Source organism: Mesorhizobium sp. CNPSo 4671 (genome assembly GCF_057784245.1).
In genome coordinates this window covers 285989-309435 of sequence record NZ_JBWLUW010000011.1, presented here as the reverse complement: position 1 = coordinate 309435, position 23447 = coordinate 285989, and the positions used below count along the sequence as shown (strand labels likewise).

The 23447-nt window shown below is 63.6% G+C and carries 18 protein-coding genes; 5 read left to right on the top strand and 13 right to left on the bottom strand.

The features are described 5' to 3' along the window. Positions 1-2 precede the first annotated feature (2 nt). Together AC04SF_RS28045 and AC04SF_RS28040 are read right to left on the bottom strand one after the other, a co-directional pair. Positions 3-3362, bottom strand: a complete 3360-nt coding sequence (locus AC04SF_RS28045; RefSeq protein ID WP_488480402.1) for a transglutaminase family protein — start codon at positions 3360-3362, stop codon at positions 3-5. Between the two features lie 372 nt (positions 3363-3734). Beyond that, the gene (locus AC04SF_RS28040; RefSeq protein WP_488480401.1) at positions 3735-4931 is read right to left on the bottom strand and encodes an acyl-CoA dehydrogenase; all 1197 of its coding nucleotides are present in this window, start codon (positions 4929-4931) and stop codon (positions 3735-3737) included. 102 nt (positions 4932-5033) lie between these two features. On the opposite strand from AC04SF_RS28040, the gene AC04SF_RS28035 reads away from it, so the two are divergent. Beyond that, complete coding sequence (locus AC04SF_RS28035; RefSeq protein ID WP_488480400.1) at positions 5034-5945, top strand: LysR family transcriptional regulator; 912 nt, start codon at positions 5034-5036, stop codon at positions 5943-5945. On the opposite strand, the gene AC04SF_RS28030 is transcribed toward AC04SF_RS28035, so the two are convergent. The 8 genes from AC04SF_RS28030 to AC04SF_RS27995 form a co-directional block, all read right to left on the bottom strand. Further along, positions 5946-8270: a Tex family protein gene (locus AC04SF_RS28030; protein ID WP_488480399.1), complete on the bottom strand. Its 2325-nt coding sequence runs from the start codon at positions 8268-8270 to the stop codon at positions 5946-5948. It lies immediately after the preceding gene. Between the two features lie 129 nt (positions 8271-8399). Next, positions 8400-9581 carry a serine hydrolase domain-containing protein gene (locus AC04SF_RS28025; protein ID WP_488480398.1) on the bottom strand — a complete coding sequence of 394 codons (1182 nt, stop codon included), beginning with the start codon at positions 9579-9581 and terminating at the stop codon, positions 8400-8402. Between the two features lie 35 nt (positions 9582-9616). Further along, positions 9617-10813, bottom strand: coding sequence for a serine hydrolase domain-containing protein (locus AC04SF_RS28020; RefSeq protein WP_488480397.1), 1197 nt, complete (start codon positions 10811-10813; stop codon positions 9617-9619). A gap of 63 nt (positions 10814-10876) precedes the next feature. After that, complete coding sequence (locus AC04SF_RS28015; protein WP_096449780.1) at positions 10877-11911, bottom strand: ABC transporter substrate-binding protein; 1035 nt, start codon at positions 11909-11911, stop codon at positions 10877-10879. 23 nt (positions 11912-11934) lie between these two features. Then, positions 11935-12735, bottom strand: coding sequence for an ABC transporter permease (locus tag AC04SF_RS28010; protein WP_095199313.1), 801 nt, complete (start codon positions 12733-12735; stop codon positions 11935-11937). Beyond that, positions 12728-13648, bottom strand: coding sequence for an ABC transporter permease (locus AC04SF_RS28005; protein WP_096449782.1), 921 nt, complete (start codon positions 13646-13648; stop codon positions 12728-12730). The genes AC04SF_RS28010 and AC04SF_RS28005 overlap by 8 nt, the downstream gene beginning before the upstream one ends. Further along, positions 13648-14742 (bottom strand): ABC transporter ATP-binding protein, encoded by a 1095-nt coding sequence (locus AC04SF_RS28000; protein WP_096449784.1) that lies wholly within the window; start codon positions 14740-14742, stop codon positions 13648-13650. Before AC04SF_RS28000 ends, AC04SF_RS28005 begins: the two co-directional genes overlap by 1 nt. 139 nt (positions 14743-14881) lie before the next feature. Further along, positions 14882-16576, bottom strand: a complete 1695-nt coding sequence (locus AC04SF_RS27995) for an amidohydrolase (protein ID WP_488480396.1) — start codon at positions 16574-16576, stop codon at positions 14882-14884. A 259-nt stretch (positions 16577-16835) separates the two neighbouring features. Between AC04SF_RS27995 and AC04SF_RS27990 the strand changes: the two genes are divergently transcribed. Together AC04SF_RS27990 and AC04SF_RS27985 are read left to right on the top strand one after the other, a co-directional pair. Next, entirely contained in the window at positions 16836-17489 is a 654-nt protein-coding gene (locus AC04SF_RS27990) for a TetR/AcrR family transcriptional regulator (RefSeq protein WP_488480395.1), read from the top strand. Between the two features lie 23 nt (positions 17490-17512). Next, complete coding sequence (locus AC04SF_RS27985; RefSeq protein ID WP_488480394.1) at positions 17513-18544, top strand: histone deacetylase family protein; 1032 nt, start codon at positions 17513-17515, stop codon at positions 18542-18544. Between the two features lie 65 nt (positions 18545-18609). On the opposite strand, the gene AC04SF_RS27980 is transcribed toward AC04SF_RS27985, so the two are convergent. Then, the gene (locus AC04SF_RS27980) at positions 18610-19803 is read right to left on the bottom strand and encodes a TMEM43 family protein (RefSeq protein ID WP_488480393.1); all 1194 of its coding nucleotides are present in this window, start codon (positions 19801-19803) and stop codon (positions 18610-18612) included. A 506-nt stretch (positions 19804-20309) separates the two neighbouring features. On the opposite strand from AC04SF_RS27980, the gene AC04SF_RS27975 reads away from it, so the two are divergent. Further along, on the top strand, positions 20310-21020 hold the full coding sequence (locus AC04SF_RS27975; RefSeq protein ID WP_096449794.1) for a helix-turn-helix transcriptional regulator: 711 nt from the start codon (positions 20310-20312) through the stop codon (positions 21018-21020). After that, complete coding sequence (locus AC04SF_RS27970) at positions 21017-21787, top strand: helix-turn-helix transcriptional regulator (RefSeq protein ID WP_096449796.1); 771 nt, start codon at positions 21017-21019, stop codon at positions 21785-21787. Before AC04SF_RS27975 ends, AC04SF_RS27970 begins: the two co-directional genes overlap by 4 nt. A gap of 144 nt (positions 21788-21931) precedes the next feature. Here AC04SF_RS27970 and AC04SF_RS27965 read toward each other — a convergent pair whose 3' ends face one another. Continuing rightward, positions 21932-22366: a hypothetical protein gene (locus tag AC04SF_RS27965; RefSeq protein ID WP_488480392.1), complete on the bottom strand. Its 435-nt coding sequence runs from the start codon at positions 22364-22366 to the stop codon at positions 21932-21934. Next, entirely contained in the window at positions 22363-23445 is a 1083-nt protein-coding gene (gene flhB, locus AC04SF_RS27960) for a flagellar biosynthesis protein FlhB (protein WP_488480391.1), read from the bottom strand. The genes AC04SF_RS27965 and flhB overlap by 4 nt, the downstream gene beginning before the upstream one ends. Positions 23446-23447: the final 2 nt, after the last annotated feature.

The following is a 23447-nucleotide window of genomic DNA, read 5'->3' as shown; positions in this document are numbered from 1 at the left end:
GATCAGAGTCTTGCCGGCCGCCTGAGGTCAAGGGTCATCGGGAAATCTTCCGCCGGTTGTTCCTCGCGCAGCACATAGCCAGAGGGTGTGTGGCCGCGCGGTTCGAAGCGGGCGAGCCGCCGTGCTTCCGCCTCGTTGCCATTGACCGGGAAGGTGTCGTAGTTGCGGCCGCCGGGATGCGCGACATGGTAGACGCAGCCGCCGACCGCCCGCCCCGACCAGCGGTCATAGATGTCGAACACCAGCGGCGTGTTGACCGGTAGCGCCGGATGCAGGCCCGAAGCCGGCTGCCAGGCCTTGAAGCGCACGCCCGCCACCGCGACCTCACGGTTGTCGGTGACCTTCATCGGCACGATACGGCCGTTGCAGACGATGGCATGGCGCTCCGGGTTGAGGCCTTCAGTCCTGACCTGAAGCCGCTCGACCGAGGAATCGACGAAACGCACGGTGCCACCGATCGCGCCTTGCTCGCCCATGACATGCCACGGCTCCAGCGCCTGCCGCAGTTCCAGCTTGATACCGGCGTGCTGGACCTCGCCGCAGAACGGGAAACGGAATTCGAGCTGCGCGTCGAACCATTCGGGACGGAACTCGAAGCCGTTGAGCTTGAGGTCGTCGAGCACGTCGAGAAAATCCGCCCAGACATGATGCGGCAGCATGAACCGGTCATGCAGCGACGTGCCCCAGCGCACGAAGCGGCCGTCGAGCGGGTTCTTCCACGCACGGGCGATGATCGCCCTGACAAGCAATTGCTGCGCAAGGCTCATGCGTGCATTGGGCGGCATTTCGAAGCCGCGGAACTCGACCAGGCCGAGCCGGCCGGTCGGCCCGTCCGGCGAGAACAGCTTGTCGATGCAGATTTCCGAGCGGTGCGTGTTGCCGGTGACGTCGGTCAAAAGGTTGCGGAACAGCCGGTCGACCAGCCACGGCAAGGGTGCCGCGCCCTGGTCCGGATGCGGCACCTGCGCCATGGCTATTTCAAGCTCGTAGAGCGAATCGTGACGCGCTTCGTCGAAGCGCGGCGCCTGGCTGGTCGGGCCGATGAACAGGCCGGAGAACAGGTAGGATAGCGACGGATGCCGCTGCCATTGCAGCACCAGGCTCTTCAACAGATCGGGTCGGCGCAGGAACGGGCTGTCATTGGGCGTAGCACCACCGACGACGACATGATTGCCGCCGCCGGTGCCGGTGTGACGGCCGTCGATCATGAATTTGTCGGCGCCAAGCCGCGTCAACCGTGCTTCCTCATAGATCGCCGTGGTTGTCGCCACGCAATCCTGCCAGTTGGAAGCCGGATGGATGTTGACCTCGATGACGCCCGGATCGGGCGCCACACGGATGACATTGAGGCGCGGATCATGCGGCGGGCCATAACCCTCGATATGGACGGGCAGACCGATCGCCTTTGCCGCATTCTCGGCGGCGGCGACCAGTTCGAGATAATCCTCCAGCGCCTCGACCGGCGGCATGAACACGCAAAGCCTTCCGTCGCGCGGCTCAACGGAGAGCGCGGTGCGCACCGCGCCGCCGATCTCGGTGATCTCCTGCTCGACCCGGTCCTGCTGGCCGGTCGCGGCGGTGAAGGACACCGCCTGCTGGCGGCGTGCCATTTCGTCGGCGCCTTCCAGCTCGGCCGGGGCCGCAGTGGGCAAGATCGCCTCGCGCGCCGGCAATGGGCCGCGCGGCAGCGACGGATCGACCGGCACGATGTAGGGGAACTGGGCCGGCGGCACATAGGGCAGCGTGCCCAACGGCAAGCGATAGCCAACCGGTGAATCGCCCGGCACCAGGAACAGCCGGCCGCGCCGTGTCTTCCATTTTTCCGAACGCCAGCGCGGTCCCGACGCCTGGCTGTTCCAGCGCTGCACCGGCAGCACGTAGCCGGACGGCTTGGTCAGCCCGCGCTCGAACACGCGCGCCATGCGGCTGCGCTCTTCCGGGTCTTCCAGCTTGGAATTGGACGGATCGACATTTTCGGGCAGCTTGCCTTCCTTGAGCAGCCATTCGGCCGGATCCTCATAGGCTTCGCTGACCATGGTCTTGTCGATGCCAAGCTCGCCAGCGATCGCTGTCAGCAGGCTTTCGGCCTGCTGTGGGCCGATATTGGCCGAGCTTTTCTCCCGCGCGATCAGCGACGGATCGCTCCACACCGGCTGGCCGTCGGCGCGCCAGTAGAGCGAGAAGGTCCAGCGCGGCAGGCTCTCGCCGGGATACCATTTGCCTTGGCCATAGTGGAGGAAACCGCCCGGCGCGAAGCGCTCGCGCAGCCTGCGGATCAGCGCATCGGCCTTTTCGCGCTTGGTCGGCCCGACGGCGGCGGTGTTCCATTCGGCGGATTCGAAATCGTCGATCGAAACGAAGGTCGGCTCGCCGCCCATCGTCAGCCGCACGTCTCCAGCGCCAAGTGCCGCATCGACCTTGTTGCCGAGCGCATCGAGCGCCCGCCAGCTTTCATCCGAGAATGGCTTGGTGATGCGCGGATGTTCGGCGATGCGGTCGACGCGCATCTCGAAGCCGAACTCGACATTGGCGAAGCTCGCCATGCCGGAAATGGGCGCCGCATTGCGGAAATGCGGTGTCGCGGCCAGCGGCACGTGGCTCTCGCCGGTGAGCAGACCGGAGGTCGGGTCGAACCCGATCCAGCCGGCACCCGGCAGATAGACCTCGCACCAGGCGTGCAGGTCGGTGAAATCGACCGACGTGCCGGCCGGACCGTCGAGCGCGATGAGGTCGGGCTTGAGTTGGATCAGATAGCCTGACACGAAACGCGCGGCGATGCCGAGATTGCGCAGGATCTGCACCAGCAGCCAGCTTGAATCGCGGCAAGAGCCCTTGCCGGCGGCGAGCGTTTCTTCCGGCGAAAACACGCCGGTCTCCATGCGTACGATGTAGGCAATCTCGCGCTGCAGGCGCGCATTGAGGTCGACGAGGAAATTGACGGTGTTTTTCGCGCTGGTGTCGATGGTTCTCAGGAAGGCCGACAGCAGCGGCCCCGCCGGTTCCGGCGTCCGGTAGATGGCGAGATCGTCGCGGATTTCTTCCGGATATTCGAACGGGAACGTCTCGGCCGACGGCTCGACGAAGAAATCGAACGGATTGTAGACCGTCATGTCGGCGACGAGGTCGACTTCGATCTTCAGCTCGCTCACCGGCTCGGGAAAGACGAAGCGGGCGAGGAAGTTGCCGTAAGGGTCCTGCTGCAAATTGACAAAGTGGTTCGCCGGCTCGACCTTGAGCGAATGGCTGAGCACCTTGGTACGGGAATGCGGTGCCGGCTGCAGCCTGATGATCTGAGGCCCGAGCACCACCGGCCGGTCATATTTGTAATGGGTCAGATGGTAGACGGCTGCCAGAATTGCCATGGGGCCCCGGAGATCGGCGTTTCAACTGAATTCGCCGAACCCTGACACATCTGCCGGCCATTCTCCAAGCACAGATGTTGCGGTGCACCTAATTTAAGCAGCTAAGGACTGGGCAACCGCGCTTGGCGACTGGTTCTACCAGCCTCCAGCCTCTGCGATTAGTGAGGGCCTCCGCGTCTTCGTCATCCCTGGGCGAAGCAGCCGCGCAGCGGCGTCGCGGAGACCCTGGGATCCATTCCGTGACGTCTATCGAAGTGTGCAGCTGAGTCGAATTCCGCACCGTAGCAGCGCTTCTGAGTCCCGGCATGGATCCTCGGGTCTCCGCGACGTCGCTTCGCTCCTGCTCCGCCCGAGGATGACGAAACGTAAGGCCTAGAAGAACGCCTGAATTCCCGTCTGCGCCCGTCCCAGGATCAGCGCGTGCACGTCGTGCGTGCCTTCATAGGTGTTGACGGTCTCCAGATTCTGCGCGTGGCGCATGACGTGGTAGCCGATCTGGATGCCGTTGCCGCCATGCATGTCACGGGCCTGGCGGGCGATGTCGAGCGCCTTGCCGCAATTGTTGCGCTTGACGATCGAGATCATCTCCGGCGCCATCTTGCCTTCATCGAGCAGCCGCCCGACGCGCAACGATGCCTGCAGCCCGAGCGCGATCTCGGTCTGCATGTCGGCGAGCTTCTTCTGGTAAAGCTGCGTGCCGGCGAGCGGCTTGCCGAACTGCTTGCGGTCGAGGCCATACTGGCGGGCGCGGTGCCAGCAATCTTCCGCCGCCCCCATCGAACCCCAGGAGATGCCGTAGCGCGCCCGGTTGAGGCAGCCGAACGGGCCGCCAAGGCCCTTGGCGTTGGGCAGCAGCGCGTCCTCGCCGACCTCGACGCCTTCCATCACCACCTCGCCGGTGATCGATGCGCGCAGCGACAGCTTGCCGCCGATCTTCGGCGCCGACAGTCCCTTCATGCCTTTTTCCAGCACGAAACCGCGGATCTCATCCTTGCCGTTCTCGCCCTTCAGCTTCGCCCAGACGACGAACACGTCAGCGACCGGCGCGTTGGAAATCCACATCTTGGAGCCGGAGAGCCTGTAGCCGTTGGCAGTCTTTTCGGCGCGTGTCTTCATGCCGCCCGGGTCGGAGCCGGCGTCCGGCTCGGTCAGGCCGAAACACCCGATCCACTCGCCGCTGGCGAGCTTGGGCAGATATTTCTTGCGCTGTTCGTCCGAGCCATAAGCGTAGATCGGATACATCACCAGCGACGACTGCACCGACATCATCGAGCGATAGCCGGAATCGACACGTTCAACCTCGCGTGCGACCAGCCCGTAGGTCACATAATTGGCGCCGAGCCCGCCAAACTCCTCAGGGATATTGATCCCGAGCAGGCCGGCATCGCCCATCTCGCGAAAGATCGCGGTGTCGAAAGTTTCGTTGAGATAGGCGTCCTCGATGCGTGGCGCGAGCTTGTCGGCGGCAAAGGCCGCCGCGCCGTCACGCACCATGCGCTCTTCTTCCGAAAGCTGGTCCTCGATCAGGAACGGGTCTTCCCAGACGAATGCATTCTTGTCGGCGGCCATGGCTTCTCGGTCCTCAAACAGGTGAAGCCCGGCTTATCGGCCTGCTGTCTCAAAAAATCAAACGAAATTGCCTCACGGATCAATGAGCGTTAGGAATGGATCATGAGTGTCCAGCGCCGCCTCCTGCCCAACATCAGCGCCCTTGCCGCCTTCGAGGCGGTGGCCCGGCTTGGGTCCTTCACCGCCGCCGCGCAGGAGCTCGACCTGACCCAGGGCGCGGTCAGTCGGCAGATCAGGCTGCTCGAAGACCAGTTCGGCCGCCGGCTGTTCGAGCGCGACAGCCGCAATGTCCGGCTGTCGACCGCAGGCGAAATCTATGCCGAGGCGGTGCGTTCGGCCTTAGGTCAATTGCGCGATGCGGCTCTTGGATTGATGAGCAATCGGCATAGTGGCATCCTGAACCTCGCCATTTTGCCGACCTTCGGCACACGCTGGCTGATGCCGATGATCCCTGATTTCGTCGAGAACAATCCCGACATCACCATCAACTTCGTCACCCGTGTCGGCCGCTTCGACTTCGCCAGGGAGAGGCTGGATGCCGCCATCCATTACGGCCTGCCGGACTGGCCGGAGGCGGACTCGACGCTCCTGGTGCGCGAGACGGTGGCGCCCGTGGTGTCGCCCGCATTCCTCGCCGGCCGCGCCATCGCCACGCCTGCCGATATCGGCCGCCTGCCGCTGCTGCACATGGCGACACGACCCGGCGCCTGGACCGAATGGTTCGAGCACCAGGGCCTGAGCGCGCCAACCGGACCGGGCATGCAGTTCGAACAGTTCGGAACCGCCGCCCAGGCCTGCATGGCCGGGCTTGGCGTGGCGCTGTTGCCGCTGCTGCTCATCGCGGGCGAATTGCAGCGCGGCCAGTTGGTGCCCGCCCCCGGCCAGCCCATGCAAAGCCGCAGCGCCTATTACTTCGTCGTCCCGCACGACAAACGCGGCCACCCGCCCGTCGCCAGTTTTCGTGACTGGCTGGTGAGCCAAATTGAGAAGGAGCCGACCGTTCTGGCGTGGTAGCTACTTCCGCTTCAGCGCATCCGCCAGCGCAGCGCCGAACGCGCCTTGCTGGGCCGGCCGTTCCGGCTGGCGTTGCGGTGCTGGCGAGCGCGGCGCCGGTCTGCCGCCGCCATTGTCCCGCGGCCCGCCTTTGGATGCGCCGCCATCGCCGCCATCCTTGCGCATGGAGAGCGCGATACGTTTGCGTTTGATGTCGACGTCGACGACGCGCACCTTCACCACGTCACCGGCCTTGACCACCTCATGCGCATCCTTGATGAAACGGTCGGCCAATTGCGAGACATGCACCAGCCCGTCCTGGTGGACGCCGATATCGACGAAGGCGCCGAAGGCGGCGACATTGGTGACGGTGCCTTCCAAGAGCATGCCGGGCTTCAAATCCTTGATGTCGTCGACGCCGTCGGCGAAGGTCGCGGTCTTGAAGCCGGGACGCGGGTCGCGGCCGGGCTTTTCCAGTTCGGCCAAGATGTCGCGCACCGTCGGCAAGCCGAAACGCTCATCGACGAAGACGCGCGGATCGAGCGCTTTCAGCGCAGCGCTGTCGCCCATTAGCGAGCGGACATCGCGCCCGCAAGCGGCGACGATCTTCTTGGCCACGCCATAGGCTTCCGGATGCACCGACGAGGCATCGAGCGGCTCGCTGCCATTGGCGATACGCAGGAAGCCGGCGGATTGTTCGAAGGCGCGCGGCCCAAGCCGCGGCACCTTGAGCAGATCCTTGCGGCTGGCGAAAGGGCCGGTCGCATCGCGATGCGCGACGATGGCGTCGGCGAGCGATGCGCCGAGGCCGGAAACGCGGGCCAGCAGCGGCGCCGAAGCGGTGTTGAGATCGACGCCTACCGCGTTGACCGCGTCCTCGACCACCGCCTCCAGCGAGCGGCCGAGCCGGTACTGGTCGACATCGTGCTGGTACTGGCCGACGCCGATCGATTTCGGTTCGATCTTGACCAGTTCGGCCAGCGGATCCTGCAGGCGCCGCGCGATCGACACCGCGCCGCGCAACGACACGTCGAGGCCGGGAAATTCCGCTGCCGCCGTTGCCGATGCCGAATAGACCGAGGCGCCGGCTTCACTGACGATCACCTTGAGCGGCTTCGGTCCGCCATCGGAAGGCATGTCGGACAGCATGTCCGCCACCAGCTTCTCCGTCTCGCGGCTGCCGGTGCCGTTGCCGATCGAAATCAGCTCGACCTTATGCAGGCGGACGAGCTTGGCGAGTTCCGCCTGCGTGCCGCGTACATCGTTCTTCGGCGGGAACGGATAGACCGTCGTCGTTGCCACCAGCTTGCCGGTGCCGTCGACCACCGCGACCTTGACGCCGGTGCGGATACCGGGGTCGAGCCCCATCGTCGGCCGAGAACCGGCCGGCGCCGCGAGCAGCAGGTCCTTGAGATTGCGGGCAAAGACATGGATCGCCTCTTCCTCAGCTCGTTCGCGCAGATCGCGCATCAGGTCGAGCGTCAGGTGCAGCGAAAGCTTGATGCGCCAGGTCCAGCCGGCGACCTCCATCAGCCAGCGGTCGCCTGGCAGGCTGGCACCAATGGCATAGGCGTTGGCGATCATCCGTTCGACCGGTTTCACCGGCGACGCATCGTCGGCATCGACCTCGATGTCGAGCGACAGCACCTCTTCGTTGCGGCCGCGCAGCATCGCCAGCGCACGATGGCTCGGCACGTTGGCCCAGCGTTCGACGTGGTCGAAATAGTCGGAGAATTTCGCGCCGGCCTCCTGCTTGCCGTCGACCACCCGGGCGCGCATGAAGGCGCGGTCCTTCATGTAGGTGCGCAATTTGCCGACTAGATCGGCATTCTCGGCGAACTGCTCCGACAGGATGTCGCGCGCGCCTTCAAGTGCGGCTTTGACGTCGGCCACCTCCTCGGTGATATAGGCCAGCGCCGCCTCGGCAGGCACCAGTGAGCGGTTGGCAAGGATGGCCTCCGCCAGCGGCCCCAATCCACGCTCGCGGGCGATCTCGGCCTTGGTGCGGCGCTTCGGCTTGTAGGGCAGGTAGATGTCTTCGAGTTCCGCCTTGGTGGCGGCGGCCGCGATCTTGGTTTCCAGTTCCTCGGTCAGCTTGCCCTGTTCGCGGATCGAGCCGAGGATGGTGTCGCGGCGGGCGTCGAGCTCGCGCAGATAGGCGAGCCGCTCGGCAAGGTCCCGCAGCTGCGTGTCGTCCAGCCCGCCGGTCACCTCCTTGCGGTAGCGCGCCACGAACGGCACCGTCGCGCCCTCGTCGAGCAATTCGATCGCCGCCGCCGCTTGTTCCGGCCGCGCCTTGATCTCTGCCGCGATGATGGCTGCGATGCGCTTGATGTCGGATGCCATGTCGTTCCTGCTCTCATCAAAAAGAGCGGCGACCATAGGCGTAGATGTCAGCCCCGCCAACCGCGACGTTTTCAACCGTCGCGGGCGGTCCACAGGAAAGCATGCGGCAACGGAACCGTGCCGGGCGGTTCAGACCCGTTGGCTCAACGCTTCGAAGAACGCCACAATCTCGGCATCGAGCGGATCGTCGACCGGCACCGGCTGCGACGACATCTTGGCGATGACGACTTCCGTCCTCGGGTCGACATAAAGCCATTGGCCATGGATGCCGATGCCGCAATAGGCACCGTTCTCGTGTCCGGTCTGATACCATTTGTTGCGGTAGCGGCCTTTCGGGAACAAGAAAGCCATCGTTCCGCGCTGCCAGGCCTCCGCACTGCCCCCGGTGCTGACCGTGTCGCGCACCCAGGCCTCCGGCACGATGCGGCGGCCATCGACTGTGCCGCCTTGCCGCATCATCTCGCCGACGCGCGCCAGGTCGCGCGGCGTCACCGAAATGCCGCCGGCGGTGCGCGCCGTGCCTTCCATGTCGACGCCGATCGAAGCCTCGCTGACGGTGCCAAGCGGCAGCCACAATTTCTCGCGCATCAGATCGGTGAAGCGCTGGCCGGACGCGCGTTCAAGCAGCAGGCCGAGCAGGTCGGAATTGGGCGAACGGTAGCGGAAGGTCTGGCCATGCGGCTCAGCAAGCCGCTGCAGGGTCAGGATGAATTCGCGCAGGCTTTCCGTACCGCCACCAGGGTTCCACAACGTGGCGCGGCGGTAGCGGGCGAAGGCGCTTTCCGGATCAAGATAGGCCTCCTCGAAATCGAGGCTGACGCTCATGTCGAGCACATGGCGCGCACTCGCGTCGCCATAGGCAGAACCAGCAGCTTCGGGAATGTATTGCGTCACCGGCGCTTCCGGATCGAACACCCCCTCGCCTTCCAGTATGCCGGCGATGATCGCGGTCACCGACTTGCTGATCGAGAAGATGATGTGGCGGGCGCCGAAATCCATATGCGGCGCGAACCAGTCGCCGACCACCTTGCCGCCCTTCATCACCGTCAGCGCGTCGGTGCTGGAGCGCACGAGGAATTCGGCCACCGTCTCCGGCGAACTGGCCACCGAAACCTTTTCGCCGAGCAGGCCGCCCATATCCCGCACGGGTGCTTCGACACCACCTGCAGCCGCGGCCACGCGTGCCGTCGGCACCAGTTCGCCAAGGTTCTGGAACGACCATCGATTGAACGGGTTTTCCCGCCAGTTGGAAAGCAGCACCTGGTTGCGGGCGAAGCCGTAGCGGGTCTCGAACGCGGTCTTGCCGGTCATGGCGTTTCCTTCCAGGTCGTTTCTTGTGGGGCGGCTTAGAGCAGTGCGGCGGCGATGGCGTGCACCGCCTTCAGCGTCGCCGTGGAATAGGCGAGATTGCTGAAATCCGGCCAGGTCGAAAGCTTCACCACGACCATTCCTGTGTTCCAGTCGATATGGATCATCTGCCCGAACACGCCCCGGCACATCAGCGCACGCGAGCGCGCGTCCTCGATCCAGAACTGGTTGCGGTAGCTGCCCTCGGGCAGGCTGGGACTGAAGTCCGGCCCATGCCTGCCATTGCGTGTCGCCTCGATCCAGTCGGCCGGCACGATGCCGCCGCCATTGTCGAGGATCAGCTGGCCGAAGCGGCCATAGTCGCGCAGGGTCGCGTTGAAGCCACCATCGGCCAGCGCATAGCCGGCGCTGTCGACGGTGAAGCAGGCGCTTTCGTCGGCGCCGAGCTTTTGCCAGAGTTCTTCCGACACCAACTGCGCCAGCCGCTTGCCGGTCACTCGCTCCATGAGGAAGGCAAGCACATCGGTCTCGATCGAGCGGTATTGGAACTGGGCGCCATGCGGCCGGATCGTGTCCTTCAAGCTCAGGATCAGCTCGAACATATGCGAGGGCCAGCGAAAGTCCGGATCGCTGCCCGGCGGCACCGGCTTCCAGCCGGTCGCGACATCGACCTGTCCGATATCGGAATAGCGGTCGGTGTATTCTTCGGAGAAACGCACGCCCGTCGTCATGTCGAGCACATGCTGGACGCTGGCGCCGGCCCAGCCGGTGGCGCCGAGTTCCGGCAGATAGTCGGTGACCGGCCTGGCCGGATCGATCAGGCCGCGCCCGGCCAATATGCCGAACACCGAACCGGTGATCGACTTGGCCATCGATTGCGACAGATGCAGCGTGCGCTCGTCCATACCGTTGAAATAGCGCTCATAGGCGACCTTGCCGTTCTTGAGCACTAGGAAACCATCCGTATAGGTCTCGTCGAGCAATCCGGCGAGCGTCGAGGGCCTGCCCTCGCTGTCCTCGACCGCCAGAGCATCGAGATCGACCTCGGCGCGTTCGAGACGATGGCGGTGGCCATTGCCGCGCCAGACTTCGGCGGTCGGCAGAATTTCCCTGATGTGCTGGAACGCCCAGCGGTTCCATGGCGGCCGGTCCCAGTCGAGCCTTGGCGGCACCATGGCCGGCGGCGAGCCCTGCATGATCGGCGGCCGCGGGTCGCTGTTGCGATAGGAGTCCATGAAAGGCCATTCCCGGAAAGAAAAGACCCGGCGGCGTATGCCGCCGGGTCTGGCATGCAGCGATTACTTCTGCAGTTCGGTCCAGATCTTGGTGTAGATGTCCTGGATTTCCGGCGCGCACATCTTCTGGAATTCGCCTTTCGGCTTGGCGTCCGCCGGAATGACGACCTCCGGCGCATCCTTCATGTCGGCCGGCATGTATTTGTCCGAGCCAGTGATGGCGTTGGCGTAGCGGTGGAAGGCCGAGAGGCCGGCAGCGTTTTCCGGATCCATGATGAAGTTCTGGAACAGCTTGGCGTTTTCGACGTTCTTGGCTTCCTTCAGAACGACGACGTTATCACTCCACAGGCCGTAGCCTTCCTTCGGATAATTGTAGTGGATGGCCGGATTGGCCAGCCGCTGGCGCAGCGCCGAACCGTTCCAGTCGCTGGTGGCCTTGAAGTCGCCGGCGCCCATCTTCTCGATGGTGTTGTACTCCATCGCGATCCAGTTCGGCTTGGCCGCGACCAGCGTGTCGCGCACCTTCTTCAGCACCGCCTTGTCGTCGGTGCACTGCTGACCGCCGACATATTTGATCGCCGCGAAGATGACGTCATTCATCTCGGGAACGACATTGACCTTGCCCTTCAACTCGTCCGGCGTGTTGAAGATGATACCCCAGCTGTCGGCCGGTCCCTTGTAGGTATCGGTGTTGACGACGACGCCGACGGTGCCCAGCGCCCACGGCACCGAATATTTGCGGCCGGGGTCGAAGTCGGGATTGGCCCATTCCGGCGCGACGTTCTTGAAGTTCTCCATCTTGCCCGGATCGGTTTCGAGCACGAGACCTTCCTTGATCCAGATCGGCACATAGGTCTGCGACGGCACGGCGATGTCGAAGCCGGTGCCGCCCTGGCGGACCTTGGCGAGCGCGGTGTCGTTGGAATCGTAGTCGGTGATGGTCACCTTGATGTTGTATTTGTCCTCGAACTTCTTGATCACGTCGGGGCTGGTGTAGTTGCCCCAATTGTAGATGTTGAGCACGCCTTCGGCACGGGCCAAGCCCGTCGAAGCGAGCAGCGCCAATCCCATGGCGCTCGCTGTTGTCTTCCAGTTCATCGTTCTAACTCCCATTATCGGTTTCAGTCTCGTTTCCTGCTGACGAAGAAAAACAACGTGACGATCGCGACCGAAAGCAGCAGGAAAGCGGTCGATATCGCGTTGATCTCGGGTGTGATGCCGCGGCGGATCTGGCCGAGCATGTAGGTGGGCAGCGTGTCCTGGCCGCCCGATTTGACGAACTCGGTGATGACCACATCATCAAGCGAGATGACGAAGGCCAGCATCAGGCCGGCGAGGATGCCGGGCCACAAAAGCGGCAGCGTGATGCGTCGGAAAGTCTTCCACGGTGTGGCGTAGAGATCGGCGGCGGCGCGCTCTAGCGTCAGGTCCATATTCTCCAGCCGCGCCCGGATCGGCAGATAGGCGAACGGAATGCAGAACGCCGTATGCGCGGCGACCAGGTAGCCGATGCCGGAATAGCCGGTGAAGATCTTGATGCGCGAAAAGAAGATCAGCAGCGCCACGCCGGTGACGATCTCGGGTACCATCAGCGGCTGGTTGATCGCCGCGTATTTGAAGGTGAGGCCGGGATAGGAGGCGGTGCGCGTGGTGGCGAGCGCGGCCATGGTGGCAAAGATCGTCGACAGCACCGCCGCGATGGAGCCGATCTGGAACGAGCGCAGCGTCGCGTCGATGACCTGAGTGTTCTGGTATGCCGACTGGAACCATTTCAGCGAAAAGCCGCCCCATTCGGAGGTCGAGGTCGCCGCGTTGAAGGCATAGATCACCAGCACCACGATCGGCAGGTAGAGCACGACGAAACAGGTCGCCGCGATCGTCGTGAAGCCCGGTTGGTGCTTGATGGAGAAGTTGCTAGCCATGCCGCACCCCCGACTTTCCGGCATTGCGCACATAGGCCAGCAGCGCCACCATGACGATGATCATCACCGTAATCGACAGCGCCGAGCCAAGCGGCCAGTTGCGGCCCTGCCCGAACTGCAATTCGATCAGGTTGGACAGCATCATGTTCTTGCCGCCGCCAAGCACGCTCGGCGTCACATAGGCGCCCAGCGCGGGAATGAAGACCAGGATCGAGCCGGCGATGACGCCGGGTTTGACCAGCGGGAAAATGATCTTGCGCAGCACCTTGAAGCGCGTCGCGTAGAGGTCATAGCCCGCCTCGACCAGGCGAAAATCGAGCTTCTCCATGCTGGCATAGATCGGCAGCACCATCAGCGGCAGGTAGACATAGGCCATGCCGATCAGGATCGCCGTGTCGGTGTAGAGGATCTGGATCGGCGCCGAGATGATGCCGAGTTTGAGCAGGATCGTGTTGATGATGCCTTCGTTGCGGATGATCTGCAGCACCGCAAAGGTCCGGATCAGGAGGTTGGTCCAGAACGGGATGGTGATCAGGAACAGCCAGAGATCCCTGGTCTTCTCGCTGCGCGTGGCCATGAAGTAGGCGGTCGGGAAACCGAGCGCCAAGGTCGCCAGCGTCGTCACTATGGCGAGTTTGATCGAGCGCCAGAAGATGGTGACATGCGCCGCCGCGAGCGAAAGCGTGTCGTCGAAAATGTCGCGTTCCAGGAACACCGATGTCCAGGCGTCGGGCGAGAACTGCCATTTCACGTCGCCATAGGCGCCGGGCGTCAGGAACGAGTAGACGAGCACGATCAGCAACGGCCCGGTCGCGGCGAGCAGGATGACCAGCAGCGCTGGCGCTGACAACAGCCAGCGGTCACGGACATCACGCCGTTCCGCGGCCTTGGCGACTTCTTCCGCGGTGGCCATCAGTCCCTCAGCACTTGCGCGGCGTCATTGCCGATCAGGATGCCGACCTTGTCGCCGCGCTCGAAACCGCAGCCCGCGGTCCGCGTGTTTTGCTGGCGCACGGTGAAGGCCTCGCCGCTGTCGAGCTGGACATGGATATGCGTGTCGGTGCCGAAATAGACGATGTTCTCGACCGTGCCCGACAGGTCGCCCTTGTCCTTGGTCAGCTTGGCATGCTCGGGCCGCACCACCACGGTGGCGTTGTCCTTCGGCTGGAAGCCTTCGGCAACGGTTGCCTCGATGGTCGTGCCGGATTTGAGCGTCGCGCGCGCCTTGCCGTTGCCGGTACCCGATATGGCGGCGGTGAGGAAATTGGTTTCGCCGATGAAGTCGGCGACGAAGCGTTCCGCCGGCTTGTCGTAGATATCCCAGGGCGAGCCGACCTGCAGGATCTTGCCCGACGACATCACCGCGATGCGGTCCGACATGGTCAGCGCTTCTTCCTGGTCATGGGTGACGAAGATGAAGGTGATGCCGGTCTCATGCTGCAGCCGCTTCAACTCGATCTGCATCTCCTTGCGCAGCTTGTAGTCGAGTGCCGAGAGCGGTTCGTCGAGCAACAGCACTTTCGGCTGCGGCGCGAGCGCCCGGGCCAACGCCACGCGCTGCTGCTGGCCTCCCGAAATCTGAGCCGTGCGGCGGCCGGCCAGCGCTTCCATCTTGACCAGCTTGAGCATCTCGGCGACGCGCGCCTTGATCTCGGCCTTGGGCTTGCCCAGCATCTCCAGGCCGAAGCCGATATTGTCGGCCACCGTCATGTGCGGGAACAGCGCATAGGACTGGAAGACGGTGTTGACCGGCCGCTTGAAGGGCGGCAATGGCGCGATGTCCTGGCCGTAGAGCAGGATTTCACCGGCGGTTGGAAAGTCGAAGCCGGCGATCAGCCGCAACAGGGTGGTCTTGCCGCAACCGGACGGTCCCAGCAGCGTGAAGAACTCGTTCTCGCGAATGGATACCGAGACCTTGTCTAGGGCAGCGACCTGCCCTTCACCCGATCCGAAAATTTTACTGACGTTTACTACTTCAATCGCATTCCGATCCGGTTTGTCCGGCACGATTACGCCTCACTGTTGACCCCGCTCTTGCTGGCGGAGCTGTTCCCCTGTTCGATGTGACCACACGCCCGGTAGGTTGGCAAGCCCGGCATTGAATCACAGTTCAGTCCGTCTTTAGCCGGCAAGCCTCATGCCATTGTCAGGCCTGATAGGTGACCTTGCCGCCGCAAATCGTCGTCACCGGCCGCACCTTGTGCAGATCGGCCGGCGCCGTCTTCTCAATGTCATTAGACAGAACTACCAGATCGGCCATATAGCCTGATTTCAGCGTGCCCTTGCAGTGCTCGGCGAATTCCGCGTAAGCGCCCTCGACCGTGTAGGCGGCGATCGATTCCTGCAGCGAAAAACTCTGGTCCGGATCGCTTGCTGCCCATGGTTTGCGCATCAATGCAGCCTGAATGCCCAGGATCGGATCGATCGGCGACACCGGCCAGTCCGAAGCGAAGACGACATGCGCACCGGCATTCTTCAGGGTGCGCCAGGCGTAGCTCAGCGGCCAGCGGGCCGGCCCGATGCGCGACACGGTCGGCTCCAGCGGGAAATCCATGGCGCCGGGCGGATGCGGCGGCTGCATCGAAGCGATGACGCCAAGTTCGGCAAAGCGCGGCACGTCCGATGTGGTGGTGACCTCGATATGTTCGATGCGATGACGGCTGTCGCGCTTGCCATTGGCCTTTTGCGCCGCCTCATAGCCGTCGAGCACGGCGCGCACCGCGCCGTCGCCGATCGAGTGGACCGCGATCTGCAGTCCACGCTTGTCAACGGCGACAGCCAGGTCGATGAACTGTTGCGGCGTGAACAGCGGCTCGCCGACCCAGTCGGGACGATCAGCATAGGGCTCGACCATGACAGCGGTCCAGGAATCGAGCACGCCGTCGTAAAACACCTTGACCATGCCCGAAGACAGCCACTCGCTGTTGTAGCGCTCAGTCATGACGGAGGCCTTGTCGAGCATGTCGAGCGTCATGAAATTCTTGTAGTGGAAGGGGATCTGCACGCGGCAGGGCAAGCCTTCCTCGCCCTCGATTTCGGCCAGCAATTCGAGCTGGTAGAGATTGCCGTCCATGTTCTGGATCGAGGTGATGCCGTGGCGCGCGCACCAGGCGAGGCCGCGCCGCATGATGTCGCGGTCGGCGGCGCGCTCGGCCGCTGACGGCATCGGATCCGGCTCGCCGCCGGTCGCCAGCCCCAGCCGCACCCGGCTTTCGCCGGCAAGGTCGAGCACCGGGCCGAAGGCTTCGCCCTCGCGCAGTTCGCCCGCTGCCAGGCCATCCTCGCCCATGACGATCTCATTGCCCGGACCGAGAGTGCGCCCATGCAGGATGCCGGCCATATCCAACGCCTTGGTGTTGGCCCACATTGTGTGGTGATCGGGCGCGGCCATGCAGAAGGGGCGATCGGGTAAAATGGCGTCGAGATGGTGACGCGTCACCCGCTCGCTGCCGAGCACGGTGTAGTCGACGCCCTGCCCGACCAACATTTTCGCGTTCGGCATTTTCGCGTTCGGCTTAGCCGACGCATAGTCTCGGATCGCCTTTTGCAGCGCTTCGAAGCCATGGACACCGCCAAGCTGAAGATGCGCGAGCTCGGCCCCTCCCGAGAACAGATGCATATGGGCTTCGATGAAACCGGGCAGGACCGAACCGCCCTTGGCGTCGATCACCTTTGTGGCGGGCCCCTTGAGCTCTTCGATGGCGGCGCGGCTGCCAACGGCCATGATGGCGCCGTCCTTGACGGCAACGGCCTCGGCTACGGGATTGCCATCGTCCATGGTCAGCACACGACCGTTGATGACGATCAGATCCGCATTGTGACCCGCACCCGTAACAGACATCGCGACTCCGCGCTTTTGATGACCGACTGAGACCGACAGCCCTGCGCTCAACGACCTGCCACTCCACCGGAGCGGCGCCACGGAACAAAAAACGATGCCAGTCCGCTGCCTCCGAAATTCCCCTTGTTATCCCTGGGGACAGCGTGGATAAAGAATGCGACTGATTATTCGCGTTTGTCAACATGCGGAATTTAGAATGTATTGTGGACGGCACCCTGCGCCTGTGTTGGGACCAGGCGGGGAACGAGGACATCGAGCAGTGAAGCGCAGTCTCGACCGCAAAACCAGGATAGCGCTCGAGCCGCGCAAGCAGCCTCGGCAGCAACGGTCGAGCAAGGTGGTCGACCGGATTCTCGATGCGGCCCTGATCTTGACGCGGGAGCAAGGGACCAGGACGCCGACGACGCTCGCCATCGCGCAGCGCGCCGGCCTGTCGGTCGGTTCGGTCTACCAGTACTTTCCCAACAAGGAGGCCATTCTTCTGGATCTCGCCCGGCGCTGGCTGTCCTCCTTTCCCGAGGTGATCGAGAAGCGCATCAAGGTCCCGCGGCCCACCAACCGCGAGGAATTCAGGCGCGAAGTGCGCAAGCTCTTCATCGACACGTCCAGTATCTATATCGAGAACGCGACCCTGATGCCGGTGATCGAGGCCATTTCAGGCAACGCCGATCTCAGGCCTATCCAGGACGAATATGACGAACAGATCATCGCGCTCTACGCCGCCTGGCTGCGGCATGTGAATCCTACTCTCGAAGACAAGATCGCCAAACGGCTCGGCCTGGTGATGATGGAGGTCGGGCACGCCTGCCGGCTGGTCGGACTGAAGAGAGATCGCAGGACATTCGACCTCATCGAGGACGATGTCGAAGCCATGTGGCTCGCCCTGGTGAGCCCCTATCTCAACCTGGACTGATTTCGCATTTCGAGAGGAACTTCATGAAGACTGTCTATTCGCCGCTTCATGCTGGCCATGCCGGCCAGATGGAACTGGTCACCTCAGCCATCGTGCCGGGTTTTGAAAAACCCTCGCGGGCCGAATTCATCAAGGCGCGGGTCGAGAGCGAGAATCTCGGTCCGATCGTGCTGCCGCTCGAGCACGATCTTGCCGCGGCCAAGCGCATCCACAAATCGGACTACATCGACTTCCTGCCGACGGTCTGGCCGCAATGGGTGGCCTCCGGTCACGAGGGCACGGCCATGCCCTTCACCTGGCCGACGCGCGGCCTGCGCGGCGACGTGCCGCCGAAGCGCGTCGATGCGCTGCTCGGCTACTATTCCTTCGATGCCGGCGCCACCTTCGTCGAAGGCACTTGGGCCGCGATCAAATCATCCTATGACGTGGCGCTGACCGCAGCCGGCCTGGTCAAGGGCGGCGAGAGGTCGGCCTTCGCGCTCTGCCGTCCGCCCGGCCATCACGCGGGTGCCGGCTTCATGGGCGGCTATTGCTACATCAACAACGCCGCGGTCGCCGCGCAGTGGTTCCTTGACCAGGGCGCCAAACGGGTCTCCATCCTCGACGTCGACTACCACCACGGCAACGGCACGCAGGAGATCTTCTACGACCGCGCCGACGTGCAGGTCCTCAACCTGCATGGCGATCCGATGGTCGAGTATCCGTTCTTCCTCGGCCATGCCGATGAACGCGGCGCCGGCGCCGGCGAAGGCTTCAACATCAACTATCCCATGCCCTTCGGCACCGACTGGGACGCCTGGAGCGCCTCGCTGGAGGATGCCTGTGGCAAGCTCGCCGCCTACGCGCCCGACATCGTCATCGTCTCGCTCGGCGTCGACACTTTCGAGAAGGATCCAATCAGCCAGTTCAAGCTGAAAAGCCCGGACTATCCCAAGATCGGCCGTCGCATCGCCAGGCTCGGCCTGCCGACCCTGTTCGTCATGGAGGGCGGCTACGCCGTCGAGGAGATCGGCATCAACGCCGTCGGCGTGCTGACCGGTTTCGAGGACCGGTAAGCCTGCCCGGGAGTATAGGGCTGGCACGGAGCAAAAAAGGGCGGCATAGCCGCCCTTTTTTCAAGCTACGTTGCGGCACCGGCGCTTGGCGTCGCCATTGGTGCGGCCGCCTTGCGCGAGCGGCCGAGATAATAGACCGCCGCCGCCGCGATGACGCCGGCCGCCAGTATGCCCGCCGCCAGCACCGGCCGATACCAGAACCAGGCAATCGCGATCGTCGTCGTGCCAACCAGGATCGCCAGGAAGAAGGCGATGACGCCTGTTCCCATCCGCGCCATGCTGCCGAGGAACGGGATGACGTCGAGGATGACGCCGATCGGGCTGAGGAACAGGGCAAAGCCGATCGTCAGCAGCAAAAGGCCACCGGCGCGCAGCAGCCAGGTGATCAGCGTGTTGGCGCTCACCGCCTCGGCGAACATCTTGTCGGCCGGCACCAGGCCGGTATCGACCATCAGCAGCGCATCGCCGGCTCGCGTCTGGTAGGGTTCGAACCGGCTGCCGGCCTGGCGCGCGACGATGCTGATCACGCCGAGCGGCGCCAGTTCGTAGCCGATGCGGTAGTCGCCCAATGCGGGCGTCGTGTTGTCACTGCCGAGATAGATCTTGCCATCGACGATGCTGAGCGGCTTCGTCCCGGTATAGGCGGCCTTGATCGCCGCCGTCTGATTGGCCGACAGCGAGTAGTCCTTGTCGCCCTCGATACGATCCAGCACCGGCGTATCCAGATCGAAGGCAACAAGCTTGCCCTGCGGAATCTGGAAGGCGCGGCTGTGAATCGCCATTGGCGGGTTCTGATGGCCGTCCGGCTTCTTGAAGTCCGACGAGTCGATCTGCTTGTCGTCCCACACCCTGGAATAGCTGTAGGTGGTCTCCGTTTCCTCGCCGCCGCCAAGCTTCTTGGTGGTCTCGGATTTGGACTCTTCCTTCCACTGAAACATCTCGACGCTGCGCGACAGCCGCAGCCCTTGCGCGGCGATGCCGAAATCCGGATCAGACAGGCCGCTATCGGCCGTCACCGGCCCACTGACATGCACCAGCTTTCCGTCATTGCCGGCATCGACGCTGTCGGTGTTGATCGAAACCACGGCACCGGCGCCTTCGGCCAGCGAACGCGCCGTCTGCACCGCGCGGCCCTCGTTCCAGAACAGCCCGATCACCATCAGCACGATCAGCAGCAGGCCGAAGATGACACCGCCAACCGCGCGCTTGATCCGCCCGAACCACGAGACTGACGTAACTTCCCGAAATGAATCGCTCATCGTTTCCCCCGAAACCAAAGATGCCAGGAGCCCGTATGGCACCGCCGCGACGACCGCGGCCGTAATGCAGCTACGAACTCCATTGCCGGAGGTGCCCACCCCTTCGGCACTTGCGAATCTATCGCAACGGACAGAGCGCCGATATGGCCGGCTTGCACAGTCCCGGCATTTTCACACGCGCGAAAGCCACGAAAATCGACCTCTGAGTCGCACGCGAGTCCACCGGATTCGATTTTGTCAAATCGCGTTTGATGTCGGATTCATCTGCGGGTAGATTAGACCCGAATCAGCCGGTCCTCGGGGGGCGCGGCGACCACCCAAAGTCTCACGTTCCGGAGTGTTCCGGCGCCAGACGCGGATGTCTTCGCGTTCCCTAAATGGATTCCGTCTGGTTGGGCGCGGCGCCGCGCCTCGTGTGCGTCTCGTGAAAGTAACGCGTTTTAGGGTTCGGCGGCTGGCCTCCAGCATCCGGGCAGCAGAAACGATTCCGGCCAAAAGCAACAAGAATGAGCAGTCCCGCCGCGCTTCTTCAATCCGACACATTGGGCTCGCGCCTGACGTCGCGCGGTGATTTGACCAGCTTCTTCATGGAGCTGACCGCCGAGATCGGCGCCGACAGCTACATGCTGGTCGCCATCGTCCACGACCAGGACCGCAACGACGCGCGCATCGTCTCGTCGAATTGGATCTTCGACGCCATAGAACTGACCGGCAAGCGGCTGATCGCCAGCCTTGCCCAGGGCGCGCTCACCGTCGCGCCCGGCATCCGCCCGCGACCACTGGTGGCCACGGAAGCGCCCGATGCCGACGGGTTGGTCTCCGGCGAAGAGGCCCGCCTTCTCGACGTGCTCGGCCATGCCGAAATCTACTCGCTCAGGCTGAATGTCGGCCGCCAGCGCCTGTTTGCCCTGTTCTCATCAGCGACGGCCGGCCAGATCGACCAGCCGTCGCTGATGAGGGCGCAGTTGAAATGCTGCTACGCGCTCTCGCATATTCCGCAGCTGATCGCCGCGGCTGCGATGCAGGATCCGCTGTCGGACCGTGAGCGCGAATGCCTGTTCTGGGTCTCGGAAGGCAAGACCACCGATGAGGTCGCGGTCATCCTTGGCGTGTCCTCCAACACCGTCAACAGCTACATCACCCACGCCATCCAGAAATTCGCGGCCTCGAACCGTGCGATGGCCATCGCCACGGCGATCAGGAGTGGCATCATTTGAAACACGCCGACATCAAGGACGCCGCGGAGGCCCTTTTCAACGAGCAGCGCAGCCCGTTCGGCGCCTTCTCGCTTGGCTCCGAAACGCATCATGCCGTCACCGTTCCCGATGCCGTTCGCCGCTGCCGCTGGATATCCGTCGACATCAACGCCTCGGCCTTCGGTCTGTACTTCGTCAGCCCGTCGCCGGAGCGGGCGCGGCTGGTCCCGTGCTTTGATTCCGACTATCCCGGCATTGCCGTGGCGACCAAGTTCATCTCGGGAGCCAATGGCGAGGAGATCGTGCGCCACACCCACAACTCGACCGAGCCACGCTGGTGGACGGATGACGGCATGGCGGCGATGGCCGAAATGTTCGGCAACCTCGCCTGGACCGCGCAGATGGCGCCGCTGGCGCCCGGCACCAGCGGCATCGCCTTTCCTGTCCACGCCGATCGCGGCCAGTGCGGCCTCGTCGTCTTCCTGGGATCAGAGATCGCGCTGCCGCAGGATACGCTCTACGAAATCCACGCCCGCTGCTTCTCCCTGTTCGCCGCTGTCGCGCGTATCCGTCCCGGTGACACCGGCAAGATGCGCGCCATCTCCAAGCGCGAACTCGAATGCCTGAAGCTGACCGCCAACGGCAACACCAGCGAGGAGATCGCGCGGCTCTTGAAGCTGTCGGTCCACACGGCCAACCAGTATCTGACCCAGTCGACGCAGAAGCTCAACGCCGTCAACCGCAACCAGGCAGTCGCCAAGGCGCTGCGGCTCGGTTTGATCGAGTAGTGAGGTCTGTTGAGATTCAGGTCAGGGCGAGCCGAAAATGGTGGATTCCGAGAACCGGAGCGGAGCGTACTTTTGGGTACGTGAGCACCGGAAGCGCAGGGAGCCGCCATTTGCAGGCCGGCCTCACCTGAATATCGACTGACCTCAGAACGCCAGCGGCTCGACTTTGCGTATCCGGGCCTGTTCGATCACCGCTTCCAGTAGTGCCGTATTGTGCTCGGGGTCCTCGCCGGGCTTTTCGAACGACACGTAATTGACCGCGACCGAGTTGCCGGCCTCGCTCAGCGTCAGCTGGAAATAGACAGTCACGCCGGGTGGCCTCAATTCCAGATCGAGCACGATGCGCGGGCTGCCGCTCCAGTCGACATGCGCCTCGCCGCCATGGCCGAGCCTGAGGGTGCCGGGCATGAAGAACAGCTCCACCGCTGAATCGACCAAGTCCGACAGGCAGGCGAAATGCTCCAGCCGGATGAAGGCGATGTAGTCGGCGACATCGATCAGCCTCAGTTCGCCGACCACTTGCTCGATGGCGCTGGCGACGATGATCTCGCGGGATTTTGCGTGCGGTTGGCGGTTCATGAAATCTGTCTGCGCTCAGCCTTTTTCGAGTAGACGATCCGCACCAGTTCGGCGACGGCCTGGTAGAATTGCGACGGGATCACATTATCGACCGAAACTTGCTTGTACATGGAGCGGGCGAGCGCCACGTCCTCGAAGATCGGGATGTTGTGCTCCTTGGCGATCTCGCGGATTTTCAGCGCGACCAGATCCTGCCCCTTGGCCACCACAAGCGGTGCCGAATCCTCGTCGCGCACATATTTCAGCGCGATCGAGAAGTGGGTCGGGTTGGCGATGATCAGCGTCGCGCGCGGCACCGCCGTCATCATCCGCTTGCGCGCCCGGTCGCGCGCCAGCGAGCGCAGCCGCGACTTGACGATCGGGTCGCCCTCGGACTGCTTGAATTCGTCCTTGACCTCCTGCTTGCTCATGCGCAGGTCCTGCTTCCAGTGGAAGCGCGACCAGACGATGTCGATCGCCGCGATCAGTCCCATGACGAAGACGATCGCCACCAGTATGTCGACCGCGATGCCGCGGATGACGAGGCCGAAAGCGACGGGATTGGTGATCATTCCGGCAAGCAGCTTGCGGTGATCCTCCGACAGCGTGAAGGTCAGCACAGCGATGGCGAAGCCGACCTTGGCTAGGGATTTCAGGAACTCGACCCAGCCCTGGGCGCCGAACATCCGGGTCCAGCCCTTGGTGATCGAAATGCGCGAAAGTTGCGGCCTGATCCGCTCGCCGACGAATTGCGGCATGTTCTGGAGCACCGAGGCGCCGATGCCGGCGACGGTCAAAAGCACCAGCAGGCTGACGACGGCGCGGCCTACTTCCAGCATGACGATCTTGTAGAGCTCAATGACATCGGTCTCGGTGTCCATCGGCCAGGCCTCGGGCTTCTCGAGGAACATCGACAGGAACATGCCGAGGTTGATGACCGCGTCCTTGGCATAGAAGACGGTGAACACCAGTATGGCGACGAAGGAAGCGAGGATCGCGGTTTCCCTCGAATGGGGCAGCTTGCCCTGCTCGATGGTGTCGCGGACCCTCTTTTCCGTCGCCTCTTCGGTTTTCGAATCCTTGTCGGTGGCGTCGGACATGC

What these genes read in the sequence shown, in the direction of transcription:
- AC04SF_RS27985 (WP_488480394.1), top strand. Translation starts at nt 17,513, where the DNA reads ATGAAGACTGTCTATTCGCCGCTTCATGCTGGCCATGCCGGCCAGATG.
- AC04SF_RS28045 (WP_488480402.1), bottom strand. Translation starts at nt 3,362, where the DNA reads ATGGCAATTCTGGCAGCCGTCTACCATCTGACCCATTACAAATATGAC.
- AC04SF_RS28035 (WP_488480400.1), top strand. Translation starts at nt 5,034, where the DNA reads ATGAGTGTCCAGCGCCGCCTCCTGCCCAACATCAGCGCCCTTGCCGCC.
- AC04SF_RS28015 (WP_096449780.1), bottom strand. Translation starts at nt 11,911, where the DNA reads ATGAACTGGAAGACAACAGCGAGCGCCATGGGATTGGCGCTGCTCGCT.
- AC04SF_RS27995 (WP_488480396.1), bottom strand. Translation starts at nt 16,576, where the DNA reads ATGTCTGTTACGGGTGCGGGTCACAATGCGGATCTGATCGTCATCAAC.
- AC04SF_RS28010 (WP_095199313.1), bottom strand. Translation starts at nt 12,735, where the DNA reads ATGGCTAGCAACTTCTCCATCAAGCACCAACCGGGCTTCACGACGATC.
- AC04SF_RS28005 (WP_096449782.1), bottom strand. Translation starts at nt 13,648, where the DNA reads ATGGCCACCGCGGAAGAAGTCGCCAAGGCCGCGGAACGGCGTGATGTC.
- AC04SF_RS28030 (WP_488480399.1), bottom strand. Translation starts at nt 8,270, where the DNA reads ATGGCATCCGACATCAAGCGCATCGCAGCCATCATCGCGGCAGAGATC.
- AC04SF_RS28025 (WP_488480398.1), bottom strand. Translation starts at nt 9,581, where the DNA reads ATGACCGGCAAGACCGCGTTCGAGACCCGCTACGGCTTCGCCCGCAAC.
- AC04SF_RS27980 (WP_488480393.1), bottom strand. Translation starts at nt 19,803, where the DNA reads ATGAGCGATTCATTTCGGGAAGTTACGTCAGTCTCGTGGTTCGGGCGG.
- AC04SF_RS27965 (WP_488480392.1), bottom strand. Translation starts at nt 22,366, where the DNA reads ATGAACCGCCAACCGCACGCAAAATCCCGCGAGATCATCGTCGCCAGC.
- AC04SF_RS28020 (WP_488480397.1), bottom strand. Translation starts at nt 10,813, where the DNA reads ATGGACTCCTATCGCAACAGCGACCCGCGGCCGCCGATCATGCAGGGC.
- AC04SF_RS28040 (WP_488480401.1), bottom strand. Translation starts at nt 4,931, where the DNA reads ATGGCCGCCGACAAGAATGCATTCGTCTGGGAAGACCCGTTCCTGATC.
- flhB (WP_488480391.1), bottom strand. Translation starts at nt 23,445, where the DNA reads ATGTCCGACGCCACCGACAAGGATTCGAAAACCGAAGAGGCGACGGAA.
- AC04SF_RS27975 (WP_096449794.1), top strand. Translation starts at nt 20,310, where the DNA reads ATGAGCAGTCCCGCCGCGCTTCTTCAATCCGACACATTGGGCTCGCGC.